Annotated in this window: 30 protein-coding genes and 1 pseudogene; 19 read left to right on the top strand and 12 right to left on the bottom strand. The window is 31.8% G+C overall.

Features of this window, described 5'->3' with window-relative positions; all coding sequences use genetic code 11:
• Window positions 1-53: 53 nt before the first annotated feature.
• The 3 genes from AC3WTI_RS04410 (at window position 54) to AC3WTI_RS04400 (ending at window position 2,634) form a co-directional block, all read left to right on the top strand.
• Window positions 54-1,169: an NAD(P)/FAD-dependent oxidoreductase gene (locus AC3WTI_RS04410; RefSeq protein WP_087956186.1), complete on the top strand. Its 1,116-nt coding sequence runs from the start codon at window positions 54-56 to the stop codon at window positions 1,167-1,169.
• A gap of 472 nt (window positions 1,170-1,641) precedes the next feature.
• Entirely contained in the window at window positions 1,642-2,307 is a 666-nt protein-coding gene (locus tag AC3WTI_RS04405) for a DNA alkylation repair protein (RefSeq protein WP_087956187.1), read from the top strand.
• A 138-nt stretch (window positions 2,308-2,445) separates the two neighbouring features.
• Window positions 2,446-2,634: a hypothetical protein gene (locus AC3WTI_RS04400; protein ID WP_048560902.1), complete on the top strand. Its 189-nt coding sequence runs from the start codon at window positions 2,446-2,448 to the stop codon at window positions 2,632-2,634.
• Window positions 2,635-3,084: 450 nt separating this feature from the next.
• Here AC3WTI_RS04400 and AC3WTI_RS04395 read toward each other — a convergent pair whose 3' ends face one another.
• Window positions 3,085-3,531, bottom strand: a complete 447-nt coding sequence (locus tag AC3WTI_RS04395; RefSeq protein ID WP_087956188.1) for an NUDIX hydrolase — start codon at window positions 3,529-3,531, stop codon at window positions 3,085-3,087.
• Window positions 3,532-3,569: 38 nt separating this feature from the next.
• Complete coding sequence (locus AC3WTI_RS04390; RefSeq protein ID WP_097841087.1) at window positions 3,570-3,827, bottom strand: hypothetical protein; 258 nt, start codon at window positions 3,825-3,827, stop codon at window positions 3,570-3,572.
• A 201-nt stretch (window positions 3,828-4,028) separates the two neighbouring features.
• Here AC3WTI_RS04390 and AC3WTI_RS04385 point away from each other — a divergent pair, with 201 nt between their 5' ends.
• From AC3WTI_RS04385 to AC3WTI_RS04370, 4 genes are all read left to right on the top strand, one after another.
• Complete coding sequence (locus AC3WTI_RS04385; RefSeq protein WP_097841086.1) at window positions 4,029-5,459, top strand: PQQ-dependent sugar dehydrogenase; 1,431 nt, start codon at window positions 4,029-4,031, stop codon at window positions 5,457-5,459.
• A 74-nt stretch (window positions 5,460-5,533) separates the two neighbouring features.
• Window positions 5,534-6,106 carry a hypothetical protein gene (locus AC3WTI_RS04380; RefSeq protein WP_087956191.1) on the top strand — a complete coding sequence of 191 codons (573 nt, stop codon included), beginning with the start codon at window positions 5,534-5,536 and terminating at the stop codon, window positions 6,104-6,106.
• 39 nt (window positions 6,107-6,145) lie between these two features.
• A complete protein-coding gene (locus AC3WTI_RS04375; RefSeq protein WP_087956192.1) occupies window positions 6,146-6,709 on the top strand; it encodes a GNAT family N-acetyltransferase in 564 nt (187 codons plus the stop codon).
• A gap of 77 nt (window positions 6,710-6,786) precedes the next feature.
• A complete protein-coding gene (locus AC3WTI_RS04370; protein ID WP_001048941.1) occupies window positions 6,787-7,167 on the top strand; it encodes a nucleotide excision repair endonuclease in 381 nt (126 codons plus the stop codon).
• Between the two features lie 52 nt (window positions 7,168-7,219).
• On the opposite strand, the gene AC3WTI_RS04365 is transcribed toward AC3WTI_RS04370, so the two are convergent.
• Complete coding sequence (locus tag AC3WTI_RS04365; RefSeq protein WP_087956193.1) at window positions 7,220-7,426, bottom strand: hypothetical protein; 207 nt, start codon at window positions 7,424-7,426, stop codon at window positions 7,220-7,222.
• A gap of 132 nt (window positions 7,427-7,558) precedes the next feature.
• On the opposite strand from AC3WTI_RS04365, the gene AC3WTI_RS04360 reads away from it, so the two are divergent.
• From AC3WTI_RS04360 to AC3WTI_RS04340, 5 genes are all read left to right on the top strand, one after another.
• On the top strand, window positions 7,559-8,338 hold the full coding sequence (locus AC3WTI_RS04360; RefSeq protein ID WP_087956194.1) for an undecaprenyl-diphosphate phosphatase: 780 nt from the start codon (window positions 7,559-7,561) through the stop codon (window positions 8,336-8,338).
• Between the two features lie 62 nt (window positions 8,339-8,400).
• Window positions 8,401-9,723: an FAD-dependent oxidoreductase gene (locus tag AC3WTI_RS04355; protein ID WP_097841085.1), complete on the top strand. Its 1,323-nt coding sequence runs from the start codon at window positions 8,401-8,403 to the stop codon at window positions 9,721-9,723.
• 63 nt (window positions 9,724-9,786) lie between these two features.
• Entirely contained in the window at window positions 9,787-10,317 is a 531-nt protein-coding gene (locus AC3WTI_RS04350) for a GNAT family N-acetyltransferase (RefSeq protein ID WP_087956196.1), read from the top strand.
• 13 nt (window positions 10,318-10,330) lie between these two features.
• Window positions 10,331-10,852: a YfiT family bacillithiol transferase gene (locus AC3WTI_RS04345; protein WP_087956197.1), complete on the top strand. Its 522-nt coding sequence runs from the start codon at window positions 10,331-10,333 to the stop codon at window positions 10,850-10,852.
• Between the two features lies 1 nt (window position 10,853).
• Entirely contained in the window at window positions 10,854-11,324 is a 471-nt protein-coding gene (locus AC3WTI_RS04340) for a GNAT family N-acetyltransferase (RefSeq protein ID WP_087956198.1), read from the top strand.
• A gap of 121 nt (window positions 11,325-11,445) precedes the next feature.
• Here AC3WTI_RS04340 and AC3WTI_RS04335 read toward each other — a convergent pair whose 3' ends face one another.
• On the bottom strand, window positions 11,446-11,823 hold the full coding sequence (locus tag AC3WTI_RS04335) for a PH domain-containing protein (protein ID WP_000522465.1): 378 nt from the start codon (window positions 11,821-11,823) through the stop codon (window positions 11,446-11,448).
• 179 nt (window positions 11,824-12,002) lie between these two features.
• On the opposite strand from AC3WTI_RS04335, the gene AC3WTI_RS04330 reads away from it, so the two are divergent.
• From AC3WTI_RS04330 to AC3WTI_RS04305, 6 genes and pseudogenes are all read left to right on the top strand, one after another.
• Complete coding sequence (locus AC3WTI_RS04330; protein WP_097841084.1) at window positions 12,003-12,854, top strand: patatin-like phospholipase family protein; 852 nt, start codon at window positions 12,003-12,005, stop codon at window positions 12,852-12,854.
• A gap of 12 nt (window positions 12,855-12,866) precedes the next feature.
• Window positions 12,867-13,238 (top strand): YxiJ-like family protein, encoded by a 372-nt coding sequence (locus AC3WTI_RS04325; protein WP_087956200.1) that lies wholly within the window; start codon window positions 12,867-12,869, stop codon window positions 13,236-13,238.
• Between the two features lie 269 nt (window positions 13,239-13,507).
• Entirely contained in the window at window positions 13,508-13,873 is a 366-nt protein-coding gene (locus AC3WTI_RS04320) for a hypothetical protein (protein WP_097841083.1), read from the top strand.
• A gap of 79 nt (window positions 13,874-13,952) precedes the next feature.
• A pseudogene (locus tag AC3WTI_RS04315) lies at window positions 13,953-15,138 on the top strand (alpha/beta hydrolase-fold protein).
• A 21-nt stretch (window positions 15,139-15,159) separates the two neighbouring features.
• On the top strand, window positions 15,160-15,567 hold the full coding sequence (locus tag AC3WTI_RS04310; RefSeq protein ID WP_142305853.1) for a DnaJ family domain-containing protein: 408 nt from the start codon (window positions 15,160-15,162) through the stop codon (window positions 15,565-15,567).
• Window positions 15,568-15,645: 78 nt separating this feature from the next.
• The gene (locus tag AC3WTI_RS04305; protein WP_097841082.1) at window positions 15,646-16,461 is read left to right on the top strand and encodes a YwqG family protein; all 816 of its coding nucleotides are present in this window, start codon (window positions 15,646-15,648) and stop codon (window positions 16,459-16,461) included.
• A gap of 746 nt (window positions 16,462-17,207) precedes the next feature.
• Here the strand turns inward: AC3WTI_RS04305 and AC3WTI_RS04300 are convergent.
• Window positions 17,208-17,849: an LAGLIDADG family homing endonuclease gene (locus AC3WTI_RS04300; RefSeq protein WP_097841081.1), complete on the bottom strand. Its 642-nt coding sequence runs from the start codon at window positions 17,847-17,849 to the stop codon at window positions 17,208-17,210.
• A gap of 336 nt (window positions 17,850-18,185) precedes the next feature.
• Here AC3WTI_RS04300 and AC3WTI_RS04295 point away from each other — a divergent pair, with 336 nt between their 5' ends.
• Entirely contained in the window at window positions 18,186-19,148 is a 963-nt protein-coding gene (locus tag AC3WTI_RS04295) for an MBL fold metallo-hydrolase (RefSeq protein ID WP_097841080.1), read from the top strand.
• A gap of 61 nt (window positions 19,149-19,209) precedes the next feature.
• Here the strand turns inward: AC3WTI_RS04295 and AC3WTI_RS04290 are convergent, their stop codons facing one another.
• From AC3WTI_RS04290 to AC3WTI_RS04260, 7 genes are all read right to left on the bottom strand, one after another.
• Window positions 19,210-20,148 (bottom strand): hypothetical protein, encoded by a 939-nt coding sequence (locus AC3WTI_RS04290; RefSeq protein WP_097841079.1) that lies wholly within the window; start codon window positions 20,146-20,148, stop codon window positions 19,210-19,212.
• An 82-nt stretch (window positions 20,149-20,230) separates the two neighbouring features.
• Window positions 20,231-20,743 carry an NUDIX hydrolase gene (locus AC3WTI_RS04285; protein WP_097841078.1) on the bottom strand — a complete coding sequence of 171 codons (513 nt, stop codon included), beginning with the start codon at window positions 20,741-20,743 and terminating at the stop codon, window positions 20,231-20,233.
• A 19-nt stretch (window positions 20,744-20,762) separates the two neighbouring features.
• Window positions 20,763-21,896 carry a DNA polymerase III subunit beta gene (gene dnaN / locus AC3WTI_RS04280; protein ID WP_097841077.1) on the bottom strand — a complete coding sequence of 378 codons (1,134 nt, stop codon included), beginning with the start codon at window positions 21,894-21,896 and terminating at the stop codon, window positions 20,763-20,765.
• Between the two features lie 30 nt (window positions 21,897-21,926).
• Entirely contained in the window at window positions 21,927-22,370 is a 444-nt protein-coding gene (locus AC3WTI_RS04275) for an NUDIX hydrolase (protein WP_492304339.1), read from the bottom strand.
• A gap of 217 nt (window positions 22,371-22,587) precedes the next feature.
• Window positions 22,588-23,013, bottom strand: a complete 426-nt coding sequence (locus tag AC3WTI_RS04270) for a GNAT family N-acetyltransferase (protein WP_087956209.1) — start codon at window positions 23,011-23,013, stop codon at window positions 22,588-22,590.
• A 187-nt stretch (window positions 23,014-23,200) separates the two neighbouring features.
• Window positions 23,201-23,827: a cadmium resistance transporter gene (locus tag AC3WTI_RS04265; protein WP_097841076.1), complete on the bottom strand. Its 627-nt coding sequence runs from the start codon at window positions 23,825-23,827 to the stop codon at window positions 23,201-23,203.
• Window positions 23,828-24,100: 273 nt separating this feature from the next.
• On the bottom strand, window positions 24,101-25,309 hold the full coding sequence (locus tag AC3WTI_RS04260; protein WP_087956211.1) for an L-lactate MFS transporter: 1,209 nt from the start codon (window positions 25,307-25,309) through the stop codon (window positions 24,101-24,103).
• Window positions 25,310-25,527 lie beyond the last annotated feature (218 nt).

Below are 25,527 nucleotides of genomic sequence, written 5' to 3'. Positions count from 1 at the left end.
CTAAAGTATGTTCTTATATTTAAATAATTAGCAAAAAAGAAAAGGTGTTTAAAATGAAATCGTATATTGTAGTTGGAGCGGGTATTTTAGGAGCGTCTACTGCTTATCATCTTGCTAAAGCAGGTGCGAACGTTACTATCGTGGATCGCCAACAATTAGGTCAAGCAACTGATGCAGCAGCTGGTATTGTATGTCCATGGCTTTCACAACGTCGTAATAAAGCGTGGTATAAAATCGCTAAAGGCGGTGCGCGTTATTATTCTTCTTTAATTCAACAATTAGAAGAAGACGGTGAAACGGATACAGGATACAAACGTGTGGGTGCAATTAGTTTACATACAGATGAGAAAAAGTTAGATAAAATGGAAGAACGAGCTTATAAACGACGTGAAGATGCACCAGAGATTGGAGAAATTACACGTTTATCTGCTGAAGAAACGAAAAAATTATTCCCGGCACTATCAGAAGAATACAGTTCTGTTCATATTAGTGGCGCTGCAAGAGTAAATGGAAGATCATTACGTAATGCATTAATAAGTGCCGCGAAAAAACATGGTGCAACTTTTATTAAAGGTGATGCAGTATTAGTCCGTGAAGGTAATCTCATTACTGGAGTTAAAGCAAATGACGAAACAATGGTAGCAGAAAAGGTAATTGTCACTGCAGGCGCATGGGCGAATGAAATATTGAATCCATTAGGTATCAATTTCTTAGTAACGTTCCAAAAAGGACAAATTGTTCACCTGCAAACGGAAAATACAGCAACAGGAAATATGCCAGTTGTAATGCCGCCAAACGATCAATACATTTTAACGTTTGATAATGGTCATGTCGTAATTGGTGCAACACATGAGAATGACACTGGTTTCGATCATCGTGTAACAGCAGGTGGTTTACATGAAGTATTCCATAAAGCATTAGAAGTTGCACCTGGTTTAGAAGATGGTACTATGCTTGAAACGAGAGTTGGATTTAGACCGTTTACTCCAGGATTCTTACCTGTAATTGGGCCACTTCCTAACTTTGAAGGTATTCTCATTGCAAACGGATTAGGAGCTTCAGGTTTAACAGCTGGTCCATATTTAGGTTCAGAATTAGCTAAACTAGCACTTAGCCAACCAATTGAGTTAGATTTAAACGATTATGACGTTGCTGGTGCAATTGAATAAATAAAAAAGATTAGGATTCGCTCCTAATCTTTTTTATTTGGAGTAGTACGACATACCCATCAAGCTAATATTTTTAATTACTTCCATTAAAAATATGCATCGTTGACTACAAATAAGTTGGTTAAGTTAATTGAAGACAATTGATTTAAATCGCGAAATTTATATAAAAACGATAAAATGGAAGAGTGTTTGAAATATTTTGATGAAAAAATGGGCGAGATATGATGAGTATAATTGGGGTACAGCCGAGGTACGTGTAAAAATAGGTTATAGACTTATATTTATCTCCATGTATAAAATCAGCTTTTTCTTAATTGTTAGGGGTCACCATACATCGCAATAAAGTTAAGGAAACGAATTTCCCTCAAAATGAAAAAACGTTTGCAATAAGACTTATAATGAAATTAAATTCATGATATATCCCGCCAAGGATATATCATGAAACAGTGCTGAAATAAAGGAGTTGTATAAAATGAATGAAAAAGATACAGAAATAAAATGCTCTTCAAAAGCAGAAAGCATCCTACCTCAGATCAATAGTAAAACTAAGCTAGGCGACTTACGAAAAATCGCGAAGGATATAAAAAAAGATCACGAACTAGCTATGGAACTTTGGTCAACCGAAGAGTTTTTGCCCAGGCTATTAGCAACCTTAATTATGGACAAAAAACTTCTTTCACAAGATGTGCTAAATAAGCTTGATAAGGATATGCAAACTCACACTTTTGATGAGCGAAATAACATAATGGATTGGTTAATGGCTAATCAGCTCACTAAAGACAAGAAGAAAATTGCATTGATGGAGTCATGGGAAAATAGTCCTTCTGCTCTTCAAAGGCGAGCTTTTTGGTATTATCAAGGGCGCTTGAGATGGACTGGGCAAACACCGCCTGATAACACAGCAGACTTGCTATCTGCATTAGAAGCTAATATTATGCAGGAAGAACCGGAAGTTCAATGGGCTATGAACTTCACCGCAGGCTGGATAGGCATTTATGATGAAAAAAATCGTGCACGTTGTATGAAACTTGGTGAGAAAACGGGTCTTTACAAAGATGTAATAGTAGCAAAAGGATGTACTCCCAGCTATTTACCGGATTTCATTACGATTGAAGTTAACAAACGACATAATGATTAAGTTACCTTTGAATAGTTTATTAGGGTTTAATACAAAAATATAAAGTCATTTAGTGCCTCAATAATTGTATTATAGAAATAAGCAATATAAAAAGAGATTAAATGATACATATTAATCATTAAGAAAGGAACGATCACAATGACGAAAGTATCTTATAGTGGTTTAAAATATGGGAAAAGTGATGTGGAAATAAAATTATTAGTGGATATTCAAAATGATTGGTTTGAAGTAACACATACTAAGGAAGTGTCTCAAGTAATGAATAAATCAACAGGTAAATATATTATAGTAAATCGAAATACCTTGAAATGTGAGTTTGTTTCATAATACAAAAAAACTGTGACATAACTAAATTTTATACAACTGACTATATCAGTCTTTTTATAGTCTGATCAGATAACAATATTCTATATGAAAATAGCGAAATTAAAAGAATATAAATAAAACCCTTGATTTATCTATGTTGAGTAGAAAATCAAGGGTTTTTGGTTTGAGAAACGTCTTAGAATATAACCTTCGCAAAATACTGGTAAGGTGATTTTTATGCATATTGGGGGAAAGGTAACTATCATACAATGTAGATAGTAGATAGCATATTGAATTACAGGGAGGATTAAAAATGAAAAAAATTATAGTTATTAATTTAGTAAGTCTTATATTTTTTCTATACTTACACCTAATTGGGAAATAGAAAAATTAAAAACCTTGCTGCATATGAAGTGTAGCAAAGTTTTTGAAGTTGTTTAATTCTTGTTTTACTAATGGCTTTGCTAACTACTACTTTAATTGTTTTAATAACCTTTTGTTTAATTCCCATAATGCTGTTTTGTTACTATCCCACTTTAAAAGCGTTACTGCTTCCTCAAAGCATAACCATTTGTAATTGAAGTGTTCTTTGGATAATGAAATGTTTTTTGTAGGAACTTGAACTCCAAAAGAAAATTCTTTTATTACATAAACATCATCTCCCCAAAGAAATTCTCCAACTACATCTTCTACTGGTAGTGAAGACACAGAATCTAATTGTATATAAGGAAATTCCCTTAAAATACCAGCCTCTTCAAACGCTTCCCGTTTTGCTGATTCAATAGGAGTCTCACCATCTTCTCCGCCACCAGCAATTCCTTGCCAATAACCATAATCACTTCGGTTAAAAATAGCGTATTGAATAGAATCTTCATTTATTATATAAGGAAATATTAATACTTGATATGGCGCTCTCATTGTATAACCTCTTCCTAAAAATAAGCTTTAAATAAATGTTAATTATTATATAGAGTGGGTGTTCTTTTGAATATAAACACCACGGATAAAATAAAGATTACAGTCTTCAAACTTCCCCAATACGGATATACAGCATGATCTGTTAAACTAGCATATTGAAAGATATTCTCTAAACCGAAAATTCCTATCATGACTGCTAAGAGGAATGAAACTGATCCGTATGTTCCATTCCGATAGAGGGTAAATAAATATATTGCACATGTAAGTGGTACGATGATTTGTAGTAGGATTGCCATGGATTGTCCCCCTAATTTATATTTTATAGTTATATCATATCAAAAAATGTAATAAAAAGGTAAGTAAGTTAATTGATGCTAAGGAGAAAACAGGCGTGTACGAACAGAGATATTACGACTTCATGGCTATAGTTTTGATACTAATTAAACTACTCTAATCATATTCTTCTATATAAAAGATATAAAAAAGGGGGAAGTTAATTGACAAACTTTAAGATTCGTTTACGGCCCATCGTTCATAACTTAAATTTACCGACTGTAATAAAAACAGCTATACTTCCAGGTGAAACGACCGAAAGGCTATTTATCGCAACGCAATTAGGAGAAGTTTTTTACATAGGAGACGGAGATATAAAGACATTTTTAAATATTCGTCACCGAATTATTAAACTAGGCACATTTGAAGAAGGTGTTGCTAGTAGCGGTTATGATGAACGCGGCCTGCTCGGACTAGCGTTTCATCCACAATTTAATGATAACGGCTTATTTTATCTTCATTATTCAGTAGCCGGGACTCAAGGACCAGGTGCACTTTCAGAACAATTTAAACCGAATCCATGTGACCCAAAAACTTTAAACTTAAAGTGGACAAACAGAGCTACTCAATATGATCATATTGATACGATTGAAGAATGGATTTTACAATCAAATGGAAAACCTGAAAAACGAAGAACTGTACTTAATATAAGAAGGCCATTTTTTAATCATAACGGCGTAAATAGCTTAAACTTTTCACCTGAGACTGGAAAACTGATTTTTACAAATGGAGATGGCGGTTCAGGCTATGATCCATTTAATTTAAGCCAGGATGATTTAGAAATAGCAGGTAAAATAATCGAAATCGATGTAAGTAAAAATACATCCATTAACAATCCTCCAGTAGTTACACGCTTTAATGAACTTCCTTTATATACACAAGAAACACTTACAGTAATTGCGAAAGGTGTTCGTAATATAACCGGCATTTCATTTCAAAGGTTTTATAATCAATATATCAAATACGTTGGTAATGTCGGGCAAGATATAGTAGAGTCTATTTTTTCATTTGTTCAATACAAAGCAATACCAGTTACCGAACTTGTTCAAGCCCATTTAATGAGAGATATTCCTAATCAATATGGATTTATTAATTTTGGGTGGAAAGGATGGGAAGGAGAATTACCTACCTCTTTTATAAGGCACTGTTCTGATAATCCAACTTTAGATGAGAGAACAATGGCTTATTATAATGAAACTATAGAAACATCAGTGCAGCGTATCCAGCCTCTAATTAGTTATTTTCATAAAGATTTCAGACCAGATAAATTTGAAGGTACTTCCCTTACTGGAGTTCAACCGTATATGGGAACTGCCATTCCTAGTTTGACGGGTAGCATTGTGTTTACTGATCTTGCTAAAAAAGAAAAATCGCAGTCTACAGTAAAAGGTGCGTTAGCTTATTCTAGAGCAGGTACGCATGGTAAGCATACTGACTTTCATGTTATTGAAACCCTTTATGATTTCGGTGAGCAGGCAGCTTATTTTATGAGTTTAGGAACAAATTTAGATCAGACTAGATTATATTTAGGAGTTTACGGTTCTATGAAAGTAACTGATTTTAACAAAGGTACTATTTTTGAAATCGTTCCTTAATATGATAGACACTCTCGGAATTATTCATTATACAATCGTCCACTGCATAATTAGATATCTTTAGGGGGATTTGGATGAATCACTTTAGAAACTATTGGTATCAATCGATGATCGCGTATGATGCGAATTTTGTTCATAATAGAAAGATGACGCCCGCTAAGCGGTTAGTCATTACAGCATTACTCGGTTCACTTGCTGCTATTTTTCAATCTGCAGGGAACTTAATCCCTGGTATTGGCTTATTTATTAGTCCTTTTGCAACACTGCCTATATTTTTCGCTATTTGTTATTCTACTCACACGGGAATAGTTTCTTATATTCTTACTATTCTCCTATTATTTATTATTGAGCCAAGTGAACTAATTGTTTTTCCTTTTACTACAGGTTTATTAGGTATTGCGTTAGGTGTATCCTTTATACAATTTAAGAGGAGGATTTGGATTGTTTCTTTTTCGGCGATATGTTTACTTATAGGAATTATAGTCGTTCTTGATATTTTTCGCTTTCCTGTATTAGGTCCTACTGTTCATACCACTTTGGATATAAAAATTATATTATCGATATTTATAATGAGCTTTCTATATTGTTGGATTTATGCAGGTTTTTGTAGAATCATGTTGAATAGAGTATATAAAGTATGGTCTTAACAATTTCTCATATATTTTCAAAGATTGGAGATTTAAGTCGTGTATAACGTTAAAATTAGAAGGCCAAATTCGGATGATGTAGATGAATTAAATTTGTTTTTTCGTCTTGTTATTACTCATACATTTAAAAATGAAGGATTATCACAATTATTGGATGACATAGAAAATGAAATACATACGAAAAAACAGTATTTGAAAAATGATTTGGAGAGTAACGGAGAAAGTCGTTACTTTTTATTAGCAATTGATATAAGTAACGATAAAATCATTGGAACAATTGAAATTGGTCCAGCAAGTACATTGATTCATAGTTGTACAGGTGGTGTACTTAAAGAGTTATATGAAATAGGAACTGTATTTGTACTACCCGAATATCAGCAAAAGGGTGTGGGTAATTTATTATTACATGCAATGTATATTACGTTACTTAGCAAAGGGATAACAGAATACTGTTTAGATAGTGGATACAAAAAAGCGCAAAGTATATGGACGAAGAAGTTTGGAGAACCTAGTTATGTACTGAAGGATTATTGGGGAGAATCAAGTGATCATTTGATTTGGAAGAAGAGTTTACATGATACTCCTATAATATTTGAATTATAAAATGAAATATGCCTCTGAACGTAGCTTTTCTTACATATGTATGCTATTATTTATCTTTATAATAAAAGAGGACGTGAATGAACTTGATTAAAATTAATATTCCTGAAGCTGATGTTTCGATTACTGAACGTAAACAAGTTATTAAAGGAGACGAGCCAATAATTACTCCAATTAATGGTTTTATTGATTTCCACTTGTTCCCTAGAGATAAAGGCGGCATTTTTATGTTTTACAATATTAATGACGAACTTCTTTTCGTAGGTAAAGCTCGTAAAATTAGACAACGTATTAAGAAGCATTTTGAAGACAATGTTTCACCAATTAAAAATCACCGTGATGAAGTATACCGCATTGATGCATGTATCGTAGAAGATCCAACAGAAAGAGAAATATACGAAACATATATCATTAATGAATATAAAGCAAAATATAACGTTGATAAAGTATTCTATAAATAAGTAACAAAAAACAATCCTAGCATAAAGACTGGGATTGTTTTTTTATTTAAAATTAGTCCTCATATTTTTCTCCTTTTTTTAAATGATTAGCCACAATAAAACAGCATACACCTATACATATAAGTACAATTCCAATCGTTTTATGTTTTCCTTCAAAGATAGGAATATCAGAAATAACATTTGTCATACATAACCCTATAAACACAAGGATAGGTCCTGCCCATAGTAATACATTGCCGAATTTCGTATGTTGCCACATAGTAACCCTTCTCACTCCTTTTCACATATATATCCATAAATTAAAAGTAAATTCATAGAGAAATATAGTTTTTTTCATATCGAAAATTTAACCCTCATATATTGGTACAAGCAAACAAGAAAGGGGACCATCATGAATTGGTTAGAAGCTTTTATATTAGGGATCATACAAGGTTTAACAGAGTTTTTACCGATAAGTAGTACAGGTCATCTTTATTTAGGAAGACATTTGTTCCAATTAGATGAAGCGGGATTATTTTTAGATACGATGTTGCATATAGGGACTTTACTTGCAGTGTTTATTTATTACAAGAAAGAATTTATATATTTAATTAAAAATCCATTTTCAAAACTAATGCTACTACTTATTGTCGGGACGATACCTGCAGTCGTAATCGGATTGTTATTTAAAGACTTCTTTGAGGATATTTCAAAAACCGGTATTACTATTGGTTGGGAGTTTTTAGTGACAGGATTCTTTCTCTACATGGCAGACAAACAAAGGAATGGTCGTAAAAAAATGGATGACATTACATATAAAGATGCATTAATTATAGGTTCCTTTCAAGCAGCTGCTATTTTTCCGGCAATTTCTCGTTCTGGAATGACAATCGTCGCAGCATTATGGAGGAAGTTAGACCGCGAAACTGCTGCTTACTTTTCTTTTTTATTGTCAACTCCAGCCATTATCGGGGCTATTATTTTGCAATTAGCAGATGTTTATCAAGGGAAAGCAGAATCTATTTCTAGTACATCTTTAATTGTCGGGACGTTATCAGCAGCATTTTTCGGTTACATAGCCGTTTCATGGATGATTCAATATTTAAAACGTCACTCTTTAAAAGTATTCGCGTATTACGTATGGGGATTAGGTATTTTAATTTTAACGTTGCAATATACTCAAGTGTTTTAGTTTAGTAACAGATCCTGTTTCATTCATACAAGGCAGGGTCTTTTTTCATTAAGGAGGAAAATATGTTTAATAAAGCTATCGTTATTGGCGGAAGTATCGCAGGAAAACTCGCAGCAAAAGCATTATCAACTACTTTTCAAGAAGTAATCATTATAGAAGCCGGTGAAAAATGGGATGGAAAGGCTTCGAGAAAAAGGGTTCCACAAAGTAATCATCCTCATGTGTTATTAAAAGGTGGAGAACAAGCCATTGAGGAATTGTTTCCTACTATCACTAATGAATTAATAGAAGCAGGTAGTGTCGTAAATAACTTTACTCGTGATTTAAAATGGCATCAATTTGGTTTATGGAAACAACCATTCACAGGAGAAGTACATATGATTCAACAAAGTAGATTTTTGCTTGAATGGCATATTCAAAAACGAATAGATCAGGTTTCTAATATTACTATTAAATATGAGACATTGATTGAAGGGTTATTAATAGATGAAAACCGTAACAAAGTATATGGAGTAAAAGCTAAATGTTTTAAGACGGGCACACAAAAAGAAATTAAAGCGGATATTGTTGTTGATGCAAGTGGATTCGGTTCAAAAAGTATAGCATGGTTACGTGAATACAATATCGAAGTACTAGAAGAGAAAGTGCATATTGATTTATTTTACGTAACTAGAATGTTTAAACTTAAAGAAAATGAGAAATTAGACTACTGTAATACGCTAATGTCTCCAAGTTTCCCTGAGAATCCGTATGGCGTTCTTATTCAAACGATTGAGGATAATCGTTATTTTGTTACTTTCAGTGGATATGCAAATGAAAAAGCACCTCAAACAGATGAAGAATTTAATAATTTTGCTGAAAACCTATCAATCTCTAATGTTACTGATTTTCTAAATAAAGCTGAAGCCATTTCAAATATCAAAACGTACAAAATTCCACATCAAGTACGTAGGCGATTTGATTTAGTAGATAATCTACCTAAAAGATTGTTAGTTGTTGGGGATGCACATTGTCGTTTCGATCCTGTTTTCGGTCAAGGTATTTCAGTCGCTGCTATAGAAGCTCACCAATTACAGGTACTTTTACAAAGAAAACAAAAACTTGATAAAGCATTTACACAGCAGTTTTATAAAGAGACTGCTCATATCATACAAACTCCATGGGAGATGACTACAACGGAGATATCGCGTCATCCTCAGTTAAAGAGAGAATTAACGATAAAGCAAAAGTTTCAGCTATGGTATACGAAACAAATTTATCAACTATCTGCAAGTGATTCTGACGTTTATATTCGTTTAGTAAGAGTGATGAATTTAATTCGTAGTCCATTTCACTTGTTTCATCCGAAAGTGCTACTCGCTGTATTACTGAAGCGAAAGAAATAGAAGGAAAATAGTTGGTTGAAAAAGAATATATAACAGTTAGTAGATATAGAAGGAGTAGTTAAGATGAAAATATACATAGAACTATTAAAGAAAAAAGATGCTAAGGATTTATTTACGTTTGAACTTACGAATAAATCTTTTTTTGAAACAATGGTACCAAATCGTGGCTCGCAATATTTTGAGTTTGAATATTTTCAAAAACTACTAGATGATTTATTAATAGAACAGGCTGATGGAGATTCTTACTTTTATTTAATTCGTAATGAAGAAAAAGAAATTGTAGGACGAATAAATTTAGTAGATATAGATACAGAAAATCGAAGCAGTTCGCTAGGCTATCGTGTCGGAGAAAAGTTTACGAAAAGAGGCGTTGCAACAGCAGCTGTAAAATTAGTTTTAAACGTAGCAAAAAATAATGGAATCACTGAAATACACGCTAAAACAACTGCTAATAATCTCGCATCACAAATTGTATTAGAAAAAAGCGGGTTTTCTTCCTTTCAAAACGAAGCAGATACAACATCTGTAGAATTAAACGGGGAACATGTAAATTTTCTACACTTTATTTGGAGAAATACTTCGCGCTTATATTAAGGGGGACTTATACATGAATGATTTACGTTATCCAATTGGGCAATTTACATACAAACGTCCTATAACTGAAGAAATGATAGATATATGGATTCAAGAAATTGAAGATTTACCTAATGAACTAGCAAAGGCAATTAAAGATTTAGATCAGAAGCAGTTAGACACACCGTATCGCGTTGGTGGATGGACAGTTCGTCAAGTAGTTCATCACGTTGTTGATAGTCATATGAATAGCTATATACGCTTTAAATTAGCACTAACAGAAAAGAATCCAACGATTAAACCGTATAAAGAAGAAAAGTGGGCAGAATTACCTGATTCTAAATTACCAGTAGATGTTTCACTAGTAATGTTAGATTCATTACATAAAAGATGGGTTAACCTATTATATTCTTTAGAACTTGAAGATCTAGAAAAGACATTTAATCATCCAGAAACTGGCGAAACAAAACTTGCTGCTGCAATTGGACTATATGCATGGCACGGACGTCATCATACAGCTCATATTACGTCATTAAGAAAACGACTAAACTGGTAACATGGAGATTATTTTAGAGAAGGCGATAGAAAATGATGCAGCAGTTTTATTTCAAATGCAAATAGACTCTTTTAAACCTATATTAAATAAATATAAAGACTATAATACAAGTCCAGCAAATGAATCTATTGAAAAAACGATTTTAAGGATAAATAATCCTAGCAATAACTATTATAAGATTATATTGGATTCGAACCTTGTTGGAGCGATATGCATATCAAAAGAAATACCTAATAAATTTTGGATCAGTCCAATGTTTATTCATCCAAATTATCAAGGGAAAGGGATCGCACAGAGGATATTTATTTTAATCGAAGAGATGTTTCCAAAAGCACAGAGTTTTGAACTTGCTACAATTTTAGAAGAAGAAAGAAATTGTTTTCTATATGAAAAAATGGGGTATAAAAGAACAGAAGTAATAAAGAAATTAAATAATAAAACTACACTTATTTATTACAAAAAAGAAAGGTAAAGCATTTGAAATACGCTTTACCTTTTTCTGTCATTTGAGATTAAATATACAAAATGAATGCATATTCTTCCAAAATACTCGGGTTAGTAATTTCGCAAATGAATAAACATACGAAAAGACGTTATTTTGTCGTATATGTTACTAACGCTTTTTGAATACTTAAAACACTATCGTCGCCTTTAAATTCTTTCGTAATTGGCGTACTCAAACTAGATACCCAAATCTTAAGCTCAGCATCTAAATCAAAATGCCCAGCTGTTTCAATGCTAAATTGTGTAATGCTTTTATAAGGAATAGAATGATACTCTGTTTTTTTACCTGATATCCCTTGTTTATCTACTAAAATAAGACGACGATTTGTAAATACGATTAAATCACGAATTAATTTATAAGCATGCTCTACTTTTTCATCATCTAGCATAATCTTCTCTAAATCACGTTCTACACTTTCTGTACTCGCATTTGATGCATTTCCTAAAATACCGCTAAATAAACCCATAGGAAGTTCCTCCTCCATTATTTGTGGATTGTGTTAATTACATTGTACCATGCTATGTACTAAGAAATTATGATATTACTTTAGTAGTTTTTGGTTATTGTTGCAATTAACTTTTATAACCTCATCTTAAAATCTTATGCTAACATGTAAGTAAGAAAAAAGAAGCAGAGGGATATAGTATGAAAAATATCGGTTTAGTTTTAGAGGGCGGAGGAATGAAAGGATTATATACTGCGGGAGTGCTCGAATATTTTATGGAAAAGAGCTTATATTTTCCTTATGTAGTCGGTGTATCCGCCGGAGCATGTATGGGAGCAACTTATTTATCACGTCAAAAAGGAAGAAATAAAAAAGTAAATACAGAGTTAGTATCTGATCACCGTTATATATCTTATCGAAATTTGATAAGAAAACGTGAATTATTTGGAATGGATTTTTTATTTGATGAAGTACCTAATAAAATTGTGCCATTTGATTTTCAAACTTTCTTACATTCAAATGAACAGTTTGTTATAGGAACGACTGATTGTGATTCAGGAAAAGCAGTTTATTACAATAAAATAGAACACGGTAATGACATATTAAAAATCATTCGTGCATCAAGTTCAGTCCCGTTTATAGCACCTGCTGTAGAATACGATAATCGAAAATTGCTAGATGGAGGGATTATTGATCCTATACCAGTTTTAAAAGCACAAACGGATGGTTATGAAAAGAACGTCGTTATTATGACAAAGCCAGAAGGATATGAGAAGCAGCGAAATAAGTTTTCTGGACTAGCGAAAATTTTATATAGAAAATATCCGAATATCGCGCAATCTTTAGTAGAACATTATCGTTTTTATAATGAGACGATATCTTATATGGGCCAAATAGGACAAAAAGATAATTTTTATGTTATTCAGCCTAGTGTACAGCTTCCTATAAGCGGAATAGAGAGAAATAAAGAAAAACTCGTTAATTTATATAATCTTGGCTATACAGATGCTCAATATCATTATGAAAAATTATTAAGTTGGATTAATAAATAAAGAGGTGGAAAGTTGCTATTAGGTAAAGAGGTTATTTTTAATGAATTGCAGAAAATGTATAGTCCGCTACAAAAACCGTTTCCGTATCGTGCTTCAGCAAAATTGCAGCGAGACTTAAAAAGTCAATTTACCGAAGATGACTGTATAAATGCTGATTTTAATCATTATTGGATGCATACAGCAGGTACTTTAAGTTCTGTACTAAATGGAAACGAACAGAATATTACGTTTCAACAAATAAAGTGGCTAAGGAAATCGTTTTTTGAATGGTTTCCGCAATATCGTTCTATAGAAACAGAAATTGTGAAGTATCCCGTTTTGTATAGAGATTTCAGGAATTATGAGAAAACACGAAAACTATTACTATATTATCTTACTGAATAAAAATAAAAACGTACAAGTTATGCTGCTTGTGCGTTTTTTGTTCATAAAAAATACAATTTTAATACCTTGTTTAAATAGGGATTCTAATAAGAAAAAAGAAGTACATATAGAATGATGTAAGGGAGGGAGAGGCATTTAGATACCGTTTTCCTTTAATCCATTATCCAACTCGAATATAGTTAGTTATTTATGATAAAATATTTCGAGTGAAATCAAGTACTTATTATATCCAGTATTTAATAAGTTAATCCAGGAGGGACAACATTAAAATGGAAAACGTATCAAATATAGATAAATTGGAATCAATAAAATCTTTACAATCAACAATTCGTAAACTTGAAAATGCACTATCACAGATGACTGAAAAAGGTGCCAATACTACATTAGTAAAAAAACGACTTAAAGCAGTTTGCGTAGGGTTAGCAGTACTAGAAAATATTTGGAATCAAGAAAGTCACCAATATAGTCCAGAAGAATTAGCAGAGGCTCGTAATATCCTTGCTGGTTTGCTCCCATCAATAGAGAAATCCTATGATAAGTCTAAAATTGGAAGTCCTCAAAGAACACTTTTAACAAGACGGATAAAAGCATTGGAACTTTCTATTCAGGCAATTGATAAACTTTCTAATAAATAACTCATCTACATACATAACATCCTAATCCTAAATTTTATAAAAGCAATCTAATGAAAAGAAATGCAAAGGAGGAAGATGGGTGACTTCAATAATTAGTCCTAAGCTTAACAATCAATTAAAGAATGGAAATGAGAAAGCTTTGTATACTTTTTTTCATGAAATAAAGTTGAATCATACGCCACTAATAGAACAATGTCCTGTAGAAAGTCAGTATAAGCTTATAACGTATATGGTTAGGTGATCAAAAAACGGAAAACGTTTATGTATTCGGTAGTTTTCCTGGTTGGGATCTGTCTGTAAATCAACTACAACGGTTGTTACAGACAGATATTTGGTATGCAACGTTTAGGACGGATAAGAGTTTTATTTCAACGTACTATTTTTCAGTAAACGATTTTTTCGAAAATGATTGGATAAAGCGTAGTGAACAGTATCAATTAGACCAATTTAATAAAAATACATTTGGAGAAGATGCCAATAAAGCGTCTTTGTTAAATATAGGAATGGAAGTGCAGTATAGCAGTCGTTTTCCTTCAAATCATTATCCATCTGGAAAAATTGAAACATATTCTTTTCATAGTTCAATTTTAAATAACACACGTAAAATTTATATTTATACGCTTCATGATTATTCTCACACTTCACATCTTCAAGAACTTCTCATTGTATTTGATGGGAATTCATTCATTAATGACCTTTCAATCGCAAAAACACTCAATTATTTAATTTACGAAAAAGAAATCCCATCTTGTATTGCTGTAGCTATAGAACCAGTTAATCGGCTAGAAGAGCTAATTTATAACGATAACATGAATGCTTTTTTAACGAAGAAATTACTTCCGTGGATTCATGCTAAGTATCGCGTGCATCAAGAAGCGATTCATACAACAATTGCCGGTTTTAGTCTTGGTGGCCTAGCAGCTTGTTATGCAGCGCTTCAAAATCCACATATCTTCGGGAACGTGTTGTCAATGTCTGGATCCGTTCATTGGAAAAAAGATGCTTATGAAAATAAAATTCCTTGGATTGAAAATCAAATTTCAACAATACATTCTAATAGGACTCAACCAAATTTTTATATTGCAGCAGGAGAGCTTGAAAACAAACCTCTTTTAACGGCTAATAGACGCCTGTATAGAGCTTTAAAAGAAAAAGAATACCCAATTACTTATAATGAGTTTAAAGGCGGCCATGACGATATTTGGTGGCGAGAAAAGTTATTTGACGGGTTGAAAGCTTTAAAACTTACAAAAAACACACTATAAAATAAAAAGGAGAGAGAATCTATGAATCAAGAAGAACTAGATAAAAAACTAAAAAAGCAAGAGATATTAGTAAAAGATGAGAAAGTTTGGTCTTATACGTATGAGGATCATATTAGTTCTATCGTTAAAGAAGCAGCAAAGAAAGGGTCTTTTGATAATTTGCCTGGTAAAGGGAAACCTCTTAATCTAGATAAAGACCTTTCGTACAATCCTGAGAAGCAACTGTATAGAACGTTAAAGAATAATCATGTTTTACCAAGGTGGATTGAGCTGTCAAAAGAAATTGATGATTTAAAAGAAAGGTTAAAAGAAAATACAAACACTACAGAAGCAGCGAATTTAATTCGGACTATTAATAAAAAGGTATTAGAACATAACTTACTTTGTCCGCCAAGTGCGCAAAAAACTAGGGTGAAAACGGACTTTTAACAATTTTCAATGACGCTATCTCTTGCTATATAATTAAGTAATGCATTTTCAATTCAATATTAAAGGGAGGTAAATGTAATGAAGAATACGTATCAACTTCAAATTCCGAAAGAACTAGAGCAGTATCGTACTATTTTAGAAGAAAGTGTGAAACCGTATATAAACGTGTCTGGAACATTAGCAGAGACAACACTTTTTGAAAGTAAGTTTGGTGGGTATCCGTATTTCCCAATTGGTCAAGAGCATCCTAAAGATTCAAATGGACAACCTATGATGTTACTTGCTCAGCTAAATTTTGAAAAAATACCGCATGTTGAATATATGCCTCAAGAGGGAATATTACAATTTTTCGTAAGTGCTGATGATGAACTTTATGGAGCAGATTTTGATCATCCAACAACTCAAAAAGACTTTCGAATTATTTATCATTCTACAATTATAGAAGATTTAAGTAAGGTTATTACTGATTTTAGTTATTTAAACAATTTAGAATTAGAGGACTTTATCATACCTGAAGCAGTGAAATTGAATTTTGAATTAGGTTATCAACCAGTAACACCAAGGGATCATCGATTTGAAAAGATGTTTAGTGAGGAAATTGATTGGGAAGAAATTGTTGATGAAGAAAATAATACAGAATTAGGCGAACTGTATGATGATTTATGTAAAGATCAAGGGCATAAAATTGGTGGGTATCCATTTTTCACACAGACAGATCCAAGAGAATGGGAAGAAAAATACGAGCAACATGACATGTTATTGCTACAAATCGATACAGACGATTCATTAAATATTATATGGGGAGATTCTGGTGTTGCTAATTTCTTTATAAAAAAAGACGATTTATTAAATCTAGATTTTTCCAATGTTATTTACAATTGGGATTGTTATTAAAATCTTATAAATGAAATACTAGCAAGCTAAAAAATCTTCCTGAAGGTGAGGGAGATTTTTTTACGTTAAAAATAAACGTTATGTTAACTAGAATAAAAAAAGATGAGTGTAATGAAAGTCAAGCATAAATAACAACAAATCATACAAAGTTATAAAACGAGTGCAAATAGCAATAAATTCATAAAGTAACACATAAAATATAAATTTATATTTTGTATAGAAATAATTTTTCTGTATAAAAATTTCTTCCTGATCAAAAATGTTTTTGATTCGTTAAATCGTAAGCGATTATTGATTAAGATTTGCTGCGATGGATTTATAACAAATAAAAACGATAAAAACTGTAGAAATTCGTTTACATACGATTTTGTGTAAATCTCACTAAAAATCTCCATTTCATCTCATTAAGTATAGTTTACTTGGTTTTTGATACCTGATATTGCTTTGTTTCTATAACTGCCTATAATATATATTATGTCAACTAGTAAAAAGTAATGAACTTATTATATATTAGTCAAGTGTTTTACCCCCCCCTTTTCTTTATTTATAATTGGTGTAATTTGAAGGCTTTGGTATTCGTCTTGTATATGAGCGGTTATAAACACAATAAAAAGCAACTCGTTTAAAATTAATGATTAAACAAGTTGCTTTTAGATTGACTTAACTATATTTATAATTAGTTTGCTATAGCAATTACTTTGATTTCAATTAATAATTCATCGTGAATTATTCGATCATTATTACAATTATTCTTTTTCTTGAAAAATATTGTATTTACGCTTTAAATGCAAACCTTTATTTTTATAAATCCACTGTGAAAATTTATTAACATTATTTTTACCACTTAGGTAAATACGATATTGTTTTTCTTTGTCAACAAAACTTAATTGGAATTTATTATTCTCAAGGATATCTTTAAAAGAATTCATAAAATTATACGATCCTCCAACAAAGCTAACAAAATATCTATGGGAGTTTACATGACCATCCCCATCAAAATACCCACGAACAAAGTGATGTAAATATTCTTCTGGTACAAAAGGAAATTCAATGTTAAAAGATTTACAGGGCTTAATTCCGTGTACGTTTATAAGATCGTCTTTTATTGTTTTGCTATTAATGTTTAGCATATATACGCCTGTTTTTTTATTTTGATATAGTGGCTGGTTGGTGTTTAGTTCTTGTTTTATATCTTCTAAAATGTAACTTTCTTTTTGAGATATACTGACACATTGATTTTCTTTTTGTATAACACCATCTGCTGCTATAAACCCTAATATATAAGCCATGTTATTTGACCACGTTTTAAAATAATCTTCTGCTATTGCATATTTCCTCTTCCAACTCCCTATAGCACGCCTTGGAACGTTATTGTCTGTTAAAACCATACGAATATACCTAGCAGACACATTAGCAAGTATGGCGATTTCTGAGGTGCTCTTCCCTTCTTTTAATAATTAGAGACGTATTTTCTTCTATAACATATAACGAAACGTATGTTCTTTGTTACTTATAAGAAAGTATTTACCAAATTAAAACAATTTACATTTGCTTTATATTAGTTTTAACTGCTGCATGTGTTGTTTTTTGTATATAAAAATAATGAATTTGACAAATTTATGAAATGTACTGCATTTAAGGTGAAAGGTAAATTAAATTCGTTTAAACTACAATTAGCTACAATAACAACATACGTATATTGTTAAACGTAAAAAGGAGAACGAATGAAAAAGAAATATGTAAATCAAATTCATACTGATGTAAGTTTTAAACCGAAAGATATTATCGGTTTAATGACTGATTACTTTAAAATGAAATCAAAGCTGCGTCCTGTAAAAAATTTACCTATTGTTTTATCAGATAAAAATAATGAGTCTTTAGAGAGTGTGACATGGTTTGGGCACTCTGCTTCACTATTAAAAATAGAAGGTAAAACATTGTTATTAGACCCGATGTTTGGAGATGCCTCTTCCCCATTTCCTCTGTTTACTAGTAAACGTTATAGTGGTGCTTTTTCTTTAGAACGTGATGACCTTCAAGAAATTGATGCGATTATCATTTCACATAATCACTATGATCATTTGAATTATAAAAGTATTCTGCAGTTAAAAGATCGCGCAAAGCATTTTTATGTTCCAACTGGAGTTGCACAATACCTTATTAAATGGGGTGTTTCACCTAGTAAAATTAGTGAGCATAATTGGTGGGACGAAATTACATTTGATAATATTAAGTTAGTATGTGCGCCTGCAAGGCATTTCTCTGGACGTGGTATGACAGATAGAGATTGTTCATTATGGTGTTCATGGCTTATTCTTGGGCAAGAGACTAAAGTTTTCTTTAGTGGTGATAGCGGCTATGCTCCTCACTTTAAGGAAATTGGTGATAAATACGGTCCATTTGATCTTACATTGATGGAATGCGGACAATATGATCCGAGATGGTCTGCTATTCATATGTTGCCAGAAGAAACCGTACAAGCTCATCTTGACGTGAAAGGAGAACTACTCCTCCCGATTCATTGGGGTGCTTTTACATTAGCATTACATGAATGGAGTGATCCGATTGAACGAGTTACGAAAGAAGCAAAGCGTTTAGGAGTTAAAATCGCAACGCCGCAAATTGGTGAATCGATTACGTTACAATCTACAGACTATCCGTCATCAAGCTGGTGGAAAGAAATTTAATTAAATACAGAAAAAGAGCGCAACCTTTTATAAGGAATTCGCTCTTTTTCTGTATTTAAACTTATTTCACTATATTTGCCTTCCCACTATCTAAAACTCTATTTGTCTGTACTGAGGTAATATTAATAACTGTATTCATACTCTTATCAGTTAGTTCAATGAGTTCTTTTTCATGATTGATTTTCTGTAAATCCCACACCATTCCATTGAACTCGTTATGTTGTCCACTTACTCTTAATATATTTTTGGTTTTACTTGATGGCTGTATTTGTAGATTTGTAAATTGGTTACCACTAATTTCATTTGGCGTAGTCACATTACTATCCATATAAATCATATTTACACAATCTTCAAGTGAAAAGTTCATAAAACGGTTGGCATTTATCCAGGCATAACCAGATTGCGGTTTCTTTGCTACTAATTTTAGCCCAGTTTCCATTCCTACAACTTTTATATTTTCAAAGTTAATAAATGAAATTTCATTTTCTTTCCCACCAGCATACAAAGAAATTCCGGTACCTTTATTCGTTTCTGTCCAATTGATAATATTTATATCTTTTATTTGTGTCTTATGCCAAGTGTTATAATACTTATTTTTTCCGTCTAAATATATAACTTCAGAATTAAATGTAGGATCGTCTATTGCTATATAGGCTCCTTCGATAGAAGCATTTTTTTCTAATTCTAGAACTCTAAAATTACCTTCAACAACAAATTGTGTTCCATAACCAAATAATAACTTTACACCCTGTTTCACTATAATTGGTGACGTAATTTTATACTTTTTATCATCAAGCAATACTGTTTTCATTTTACTAGATGCTGCTTTATTAATAGCAGATTGTATTTTGTTTGAATCATTTTTGCCTTTAAAGTCTTCTACATACACCTTATCATTTTTAGATAAACCATCTTTTTTGTTATATTGATAAAAAGCAAAAGTAATTAGAACTACAGCTATGAGTAAAATAATTAGTTTCTTCATTACACTCATCCTCATATGAATTTTCTCTTTAGCTACTCTTCGAATCATTTACGTTAAAATTATTTTGCTGTGTATGATAGATTACAATTCCTGCTTTTTATAATTGAACTATATTATATATAGAGCTGTCCTGCTTAGCCAATTCGTCATTCCTATAATCTATTAGTTTATGATTAGATAAAACAAAATTGTGCTCTAATAATAATTCATTGTGGAGTACTTCAAATAAAAATTTTGGTATCATCTCTCCTACACCGTAATTATAGTCACTTAAAATCCAAGAAATCTCTTTCCAATCTAAAATTCCTTCTGATACTTTTTTTGGAGTTTGATATGTAAATTCATTAAGTAGCTCTACTAGATAAATATACATACCGCCAGAATATGAAGAGTCCTCCCACTTAATAATCCCTTTAAATTGAATTTGGTCATGCATAACTTCTATATTAGTCTCTTCTTTTATTTCACGGATTGCATTCTCTAAAGGTGTTTCTCCCTTTTCTATCTTTCCCCCTACCCCATTCCACAATCCTTTTATAGGGTCATATTCTCTATTTAACATAAGTATCTCTTCATTTCTCTTTATAAAACATAAGGTGTGCTTGTACATAATGTAATTTCTTCCTTTGTTATGAATAAGTTCTCACTGGAGATATAAGATGTACTGCTGCAGATTGCGTCCCTGCTTCAATTAATATTGGTCTCATAGAACCACTGAAACTTAAAGTAACCGTTTCTTCTTTTATTGCTTTTAAAGCATCCATCATAAATCGTCCATCGAAAGATATATTTAATTGTTTTCCACCTTGAATCGCATCTATCTGTTGTGTCTCGGATATTTTACCAATCTGAGACGCGTTAGAAGAAATTTTTAATGTGGATTCGTCTATGATTTCTAAGTTGACATTGTTATTTGCCCATTCACTTGCTAATAAGCTGGATCGATCTACACCTTGTAAAATCCTTTTTCTATCTACGTTAATGACTGTCTGAAATTCATTTGGAATTAAACTAGATATATTAGGATATTTCCCTTCAATTAGTCTTGAATATAACGTAGTTGTGCCGAATGTAAAAATAATGTGACTTTCTGAAAGATAGATGTATACAAATTCTGAATTACTACTCATTAATTTTAACAGTTCACTAATAGTTGCACTTGGTACGATACAACTTGCTTTCGCATCTGAAGAAATTATCGTTTCACGTATAGCAAGTCTATGAGAATCAGTTGCTACGCAAATTAACTTATTATGATCTAACTCTAAATGAACGCCAGTAAGAACAGGCCTAGATTCATTTTTAGCTACTGCAAAGACAGTTTGTTTAAACACTTCAATCAATTGTTCTGTTTCTACTTGTACTTTTGCATGATCGTCTATAAGTGGTACATTCGGAAACTCATATGCTGGAAGTCCATTTAAGTTTAATATGATTTCTTCTGACTGTATCGTGATAATTTGCTCATCCTTACTTTTTATTGTTATATTGCTTGGCATTTTCTTTATAATTTCAATAAAATATTTTGCAGGTACTACAATATTTCCTGCTTCTACTATAGTTGTAATTTGGTCATCTTCGTTGGAACTAGGGATGAATTTTTCAATAAAAATATTACAATTACTTGCGATTAAAGTAATTCCGGTTTGATCTGCGGTTATTTTTATACCAGATAGTATAGGGATTATAACTTTCGTAGATATAGCTTTACTTACTTCTGAAAGTGCTTGAGTGAAATGTTTATGATTAACGATAAACTCCATTTTTTCCCCGCCTTACATGAAATGATAATGTTATGAAGATTGATGAATGATTGTTCCGTTAAAAAAGTAAGGTGCTGTTCCTTTCCTTTGTAATGTATTTAATAATTGTTCTGGTATACGTAAATGCGGTGCTGCTTTATGTAATTCCATCCAAGTAATCTCTTCGATTTCTTTTGGCCTTGATATATATGTCGCTCCCCCGATTATTTCGCCTGAAAAATTAAAGAAAATTGCATGGTGTCCTCTCTCTTCAAAAAAAGCTTCGCTAATGTAACAAATACCGTTTACAGTTATATGTAGCCCAGTTTCTTCCTTCACTTCTCGAATAACTGCTTCTTCTAACGTTTCCCCAAATTTAACTGCGCCACCTGGTAATGTGTAATAGGAACCATTCTTTCCTTTGTTTTTTACCATTAAGATCTTTTCCTTTGTTTTATCGTATAAAAGTGCATATGTAACATTTACTTTCTTCATCTAAGTTCACCTTCAATAACGGGAATTTTCTGTCTTTGTTACATTCTACCATTTAATCGTTTTAAAAAATAAAAAAATTAATAGAGTATTTCATTTATCTGCTCTTAGTAAAGGTATTAATCAATATCTTTTCATTTCCAAATAAAACAAGAACGTATTTTGAAAGTAATAACTCAACGTACGCTCTTTATGGTTTGATTGATTTATTGTTGGGATTCTAAATACTTTCTAACCTTTTTTCTAAATAGTATCGATTATGCCCTTTAGGGTGATCTTTACTTACTCCAATTACTTTATATCCATGTTTTTTATAAAAAGCAGGTGCTTGAAAGCTAAAAGTATCTAAATTGATTAGCCTACACTCTTTTTCAATTGCAAATTCTTCAATTAGTTTTAATAACTTACTTCCGTATCCTTCGTTTCTATACTCTTCAGAAACCCAAAGGAAATCGACATGTACGTGGTGCCAACATGTAATCGCAGTTATTCCGCCTACAATTTCTTCCTTTTCATTTCTCACTATAAAACTAATTTTTTCTGAAAGCTTTTTCTCTTCATCCGAAATATGTTTTTGGTTATACTCAATTACTTTTTCTCTTATGTAATCACTATCTTCTTGGACCCATTGTTTTACTATTTTCATTTTAATTATCACGCTCCTTTTAAAGTATCTATTCAATTTAATAATCGTAATATCCTGTCTAATTTAATAGTCCTAGAGCAACGTTTCATTTCACTACAATAAACAAAGCCGTACTACATTTTATCTGTAATAAGGCTTTATACGTAGTTCGATTTATTTAATTAAAACTGCCGTTAGTTTCAATATATTAGTACAATAATTCAAATGTATTACTGTGAAAAAGAATAAACACTCCTAAACCAATTAGAACAATTGGAACGATAATATGACAGTTTTTCTTAAGTACTTTAGCTAAAATAGGAGCTCTTAACAATTTATAGCTAATAAAACACCATATTGCTAACATGCAATAAAAGATTACTAATGTAACAATATTGGCATTAAGATTTTGACTAGCAAACATTGGTATATAAATCGAAATATTATCAGTTCCATTTGCTAATGTAATGGAAGCTATTTTAAATATTGAACTAGAAGCGTTATCTATGACTTCATTACTTTTATACGAACGAATTGACAATAGCCCTTTTACTCCCATATAAATTGGTACGAATCCTAATAATCCGATCCACGAAACAGGAATGAAAAAAGAGCTTAAAGAACCGATGATACTTAGAAAAATAATGAAACTAAACCCCAAATATTGTCCAATAACAACATGAAGTTCTTTCATCTTAGTTTTTTCCCTGACAGATCTACCTTCTTTCTTAATTACTCCTGTCCTTACTTGTGAAAATAAAACAAGAAGTATAAAAATGTCATCAATATTTGTTGAAGTGAATGCAATAAAAGAAGAAATTATAGTTGTAACCAATATAAGCCAACTACCTTTATAATAAAATAATGGTGTACAAATGAATTTCATATTTAATAACAAAGGTGGTTAATGTAGATTTATAACATGATTTCCGTGCCTTTATAAAACAATATGAATATTTTACTAATCTGTTACTTAGTTGCTAAAGAAATAAATTACTTTATTATCTTTCAAATCATTTTCACTTTGAATTAAGTAACTTTTTCTTCCTACACAACATCAAATATTTTGCAATATAAAAAGAGTCCTATATGAGGACTCTTTTTAAAATTAAGCTACTTTCCGATATAAATGTTGTGTTTCTTTTTTCTTCTCTGCTTTAGGTGGACGAATTAATATCGAAATGATGAAGGAAATAACGCTTAAAACACCGATTATAATAAAGGTCGGTTGAAATCCACCAAGTAACGCTCCAATGAACGCTCCTGCAAGTGCACCAAACCCGAAACCTTGATATACAATCCCGTAATTTGTACTATGGTTTTTTAATCCGAAGAAATCTCCAACAATGGCTGGGAAGATTGTGATATTCCCACCAAAGCAAAAAGCAACACTTGCTACACAAGCGAAATAAATGCCGTAATTTAGTGGAATGAAACTCAAAGTAAAGACTGACAATCCAATAATAATAAACGTTGCAGAGACAATTTTCATTCGGCCAATTTTATCTGATAACGTTCCAAGAACGATTCTACCTACCGTATTAAAAATTGCAATCATTGCAACGGCGTTAGCTGCAGTTGCTGCGCTAAGTCCAACGAGCTGTACCCCGATATCTTTTACCATACCGATTAAATATAGACCGCCCATACACGATGTGAATAGCATAAAAAACAATAGATATACTTGTTTCGTTCGCATCATTTCACGAGGCGTATAATCATTGTGTAATGTCTCAGTTACTGTATTACTCACTTTTGCTTCACGTAAGAAGAACGAACCGGTTAATACTAAAAGTAAAACGATGATCCCCCAATATAAAAATGCTTGTGATACACCAAGACTTTCGATGAGACTTCCGTTTATATATCTAAAGATTAAGCTGCCCATTCCATATGCAGAAACAGATATACCAGAAATAAGTCCTTTTCGATTTGGAAACCATTTAATTAAATTAGATAATGATGTAATATAAGCAGTTCCATCGGCGTAACCAACTACTACACCAGCTAATAAATAAAGTAATGGTAAGGAAGAAACTTGTGAACTAAGTATTAAACCGAGTCCCAGCACAACCCCAGCAGTAGCGATGAGTTTTTTAAGCCCTAATTTTTGTTGCAACTTTCCTGCAAATAAGGTTGAAAATGATAAAGAAAAGCTTGTTATGGAGAAAGTTATTGCAACCGCATTGAGATTCCATCCAAATTTACTGACAAGGGGCTGATTAAATAAACTCCATGTATAAATTGTTCCAAGGCCAATTTGAACAATGATTGTACCTAGAACAATTAGTAACGGATTTATAGAGGTTTGTTTCATACTAACTGTCCCCTTCTTTTATCATGACATGAATTTTCACAGTTAGTATAACCAGCATAAAAAGCAAGATACTGCACGAAAAATGGAAATTGAATTTATGTACACAAAAAGACACTCCAAAATGAAGTGTCTTTTTGCAGGTTATATTAGATTTACTTAAAGAAAGCTTTGTTAAGATAAGACATTTTCAAATGCTTATGTATTTAGAATACCAAAAG

This window comes from Bacillus sp. EB106-02-03-XG38, from assembly GCF_058792175.1.
Note: the sequence above shows the minus strand (reverse complement) of the source record. Positions and strands in the feature narration are given on the sequence as shown.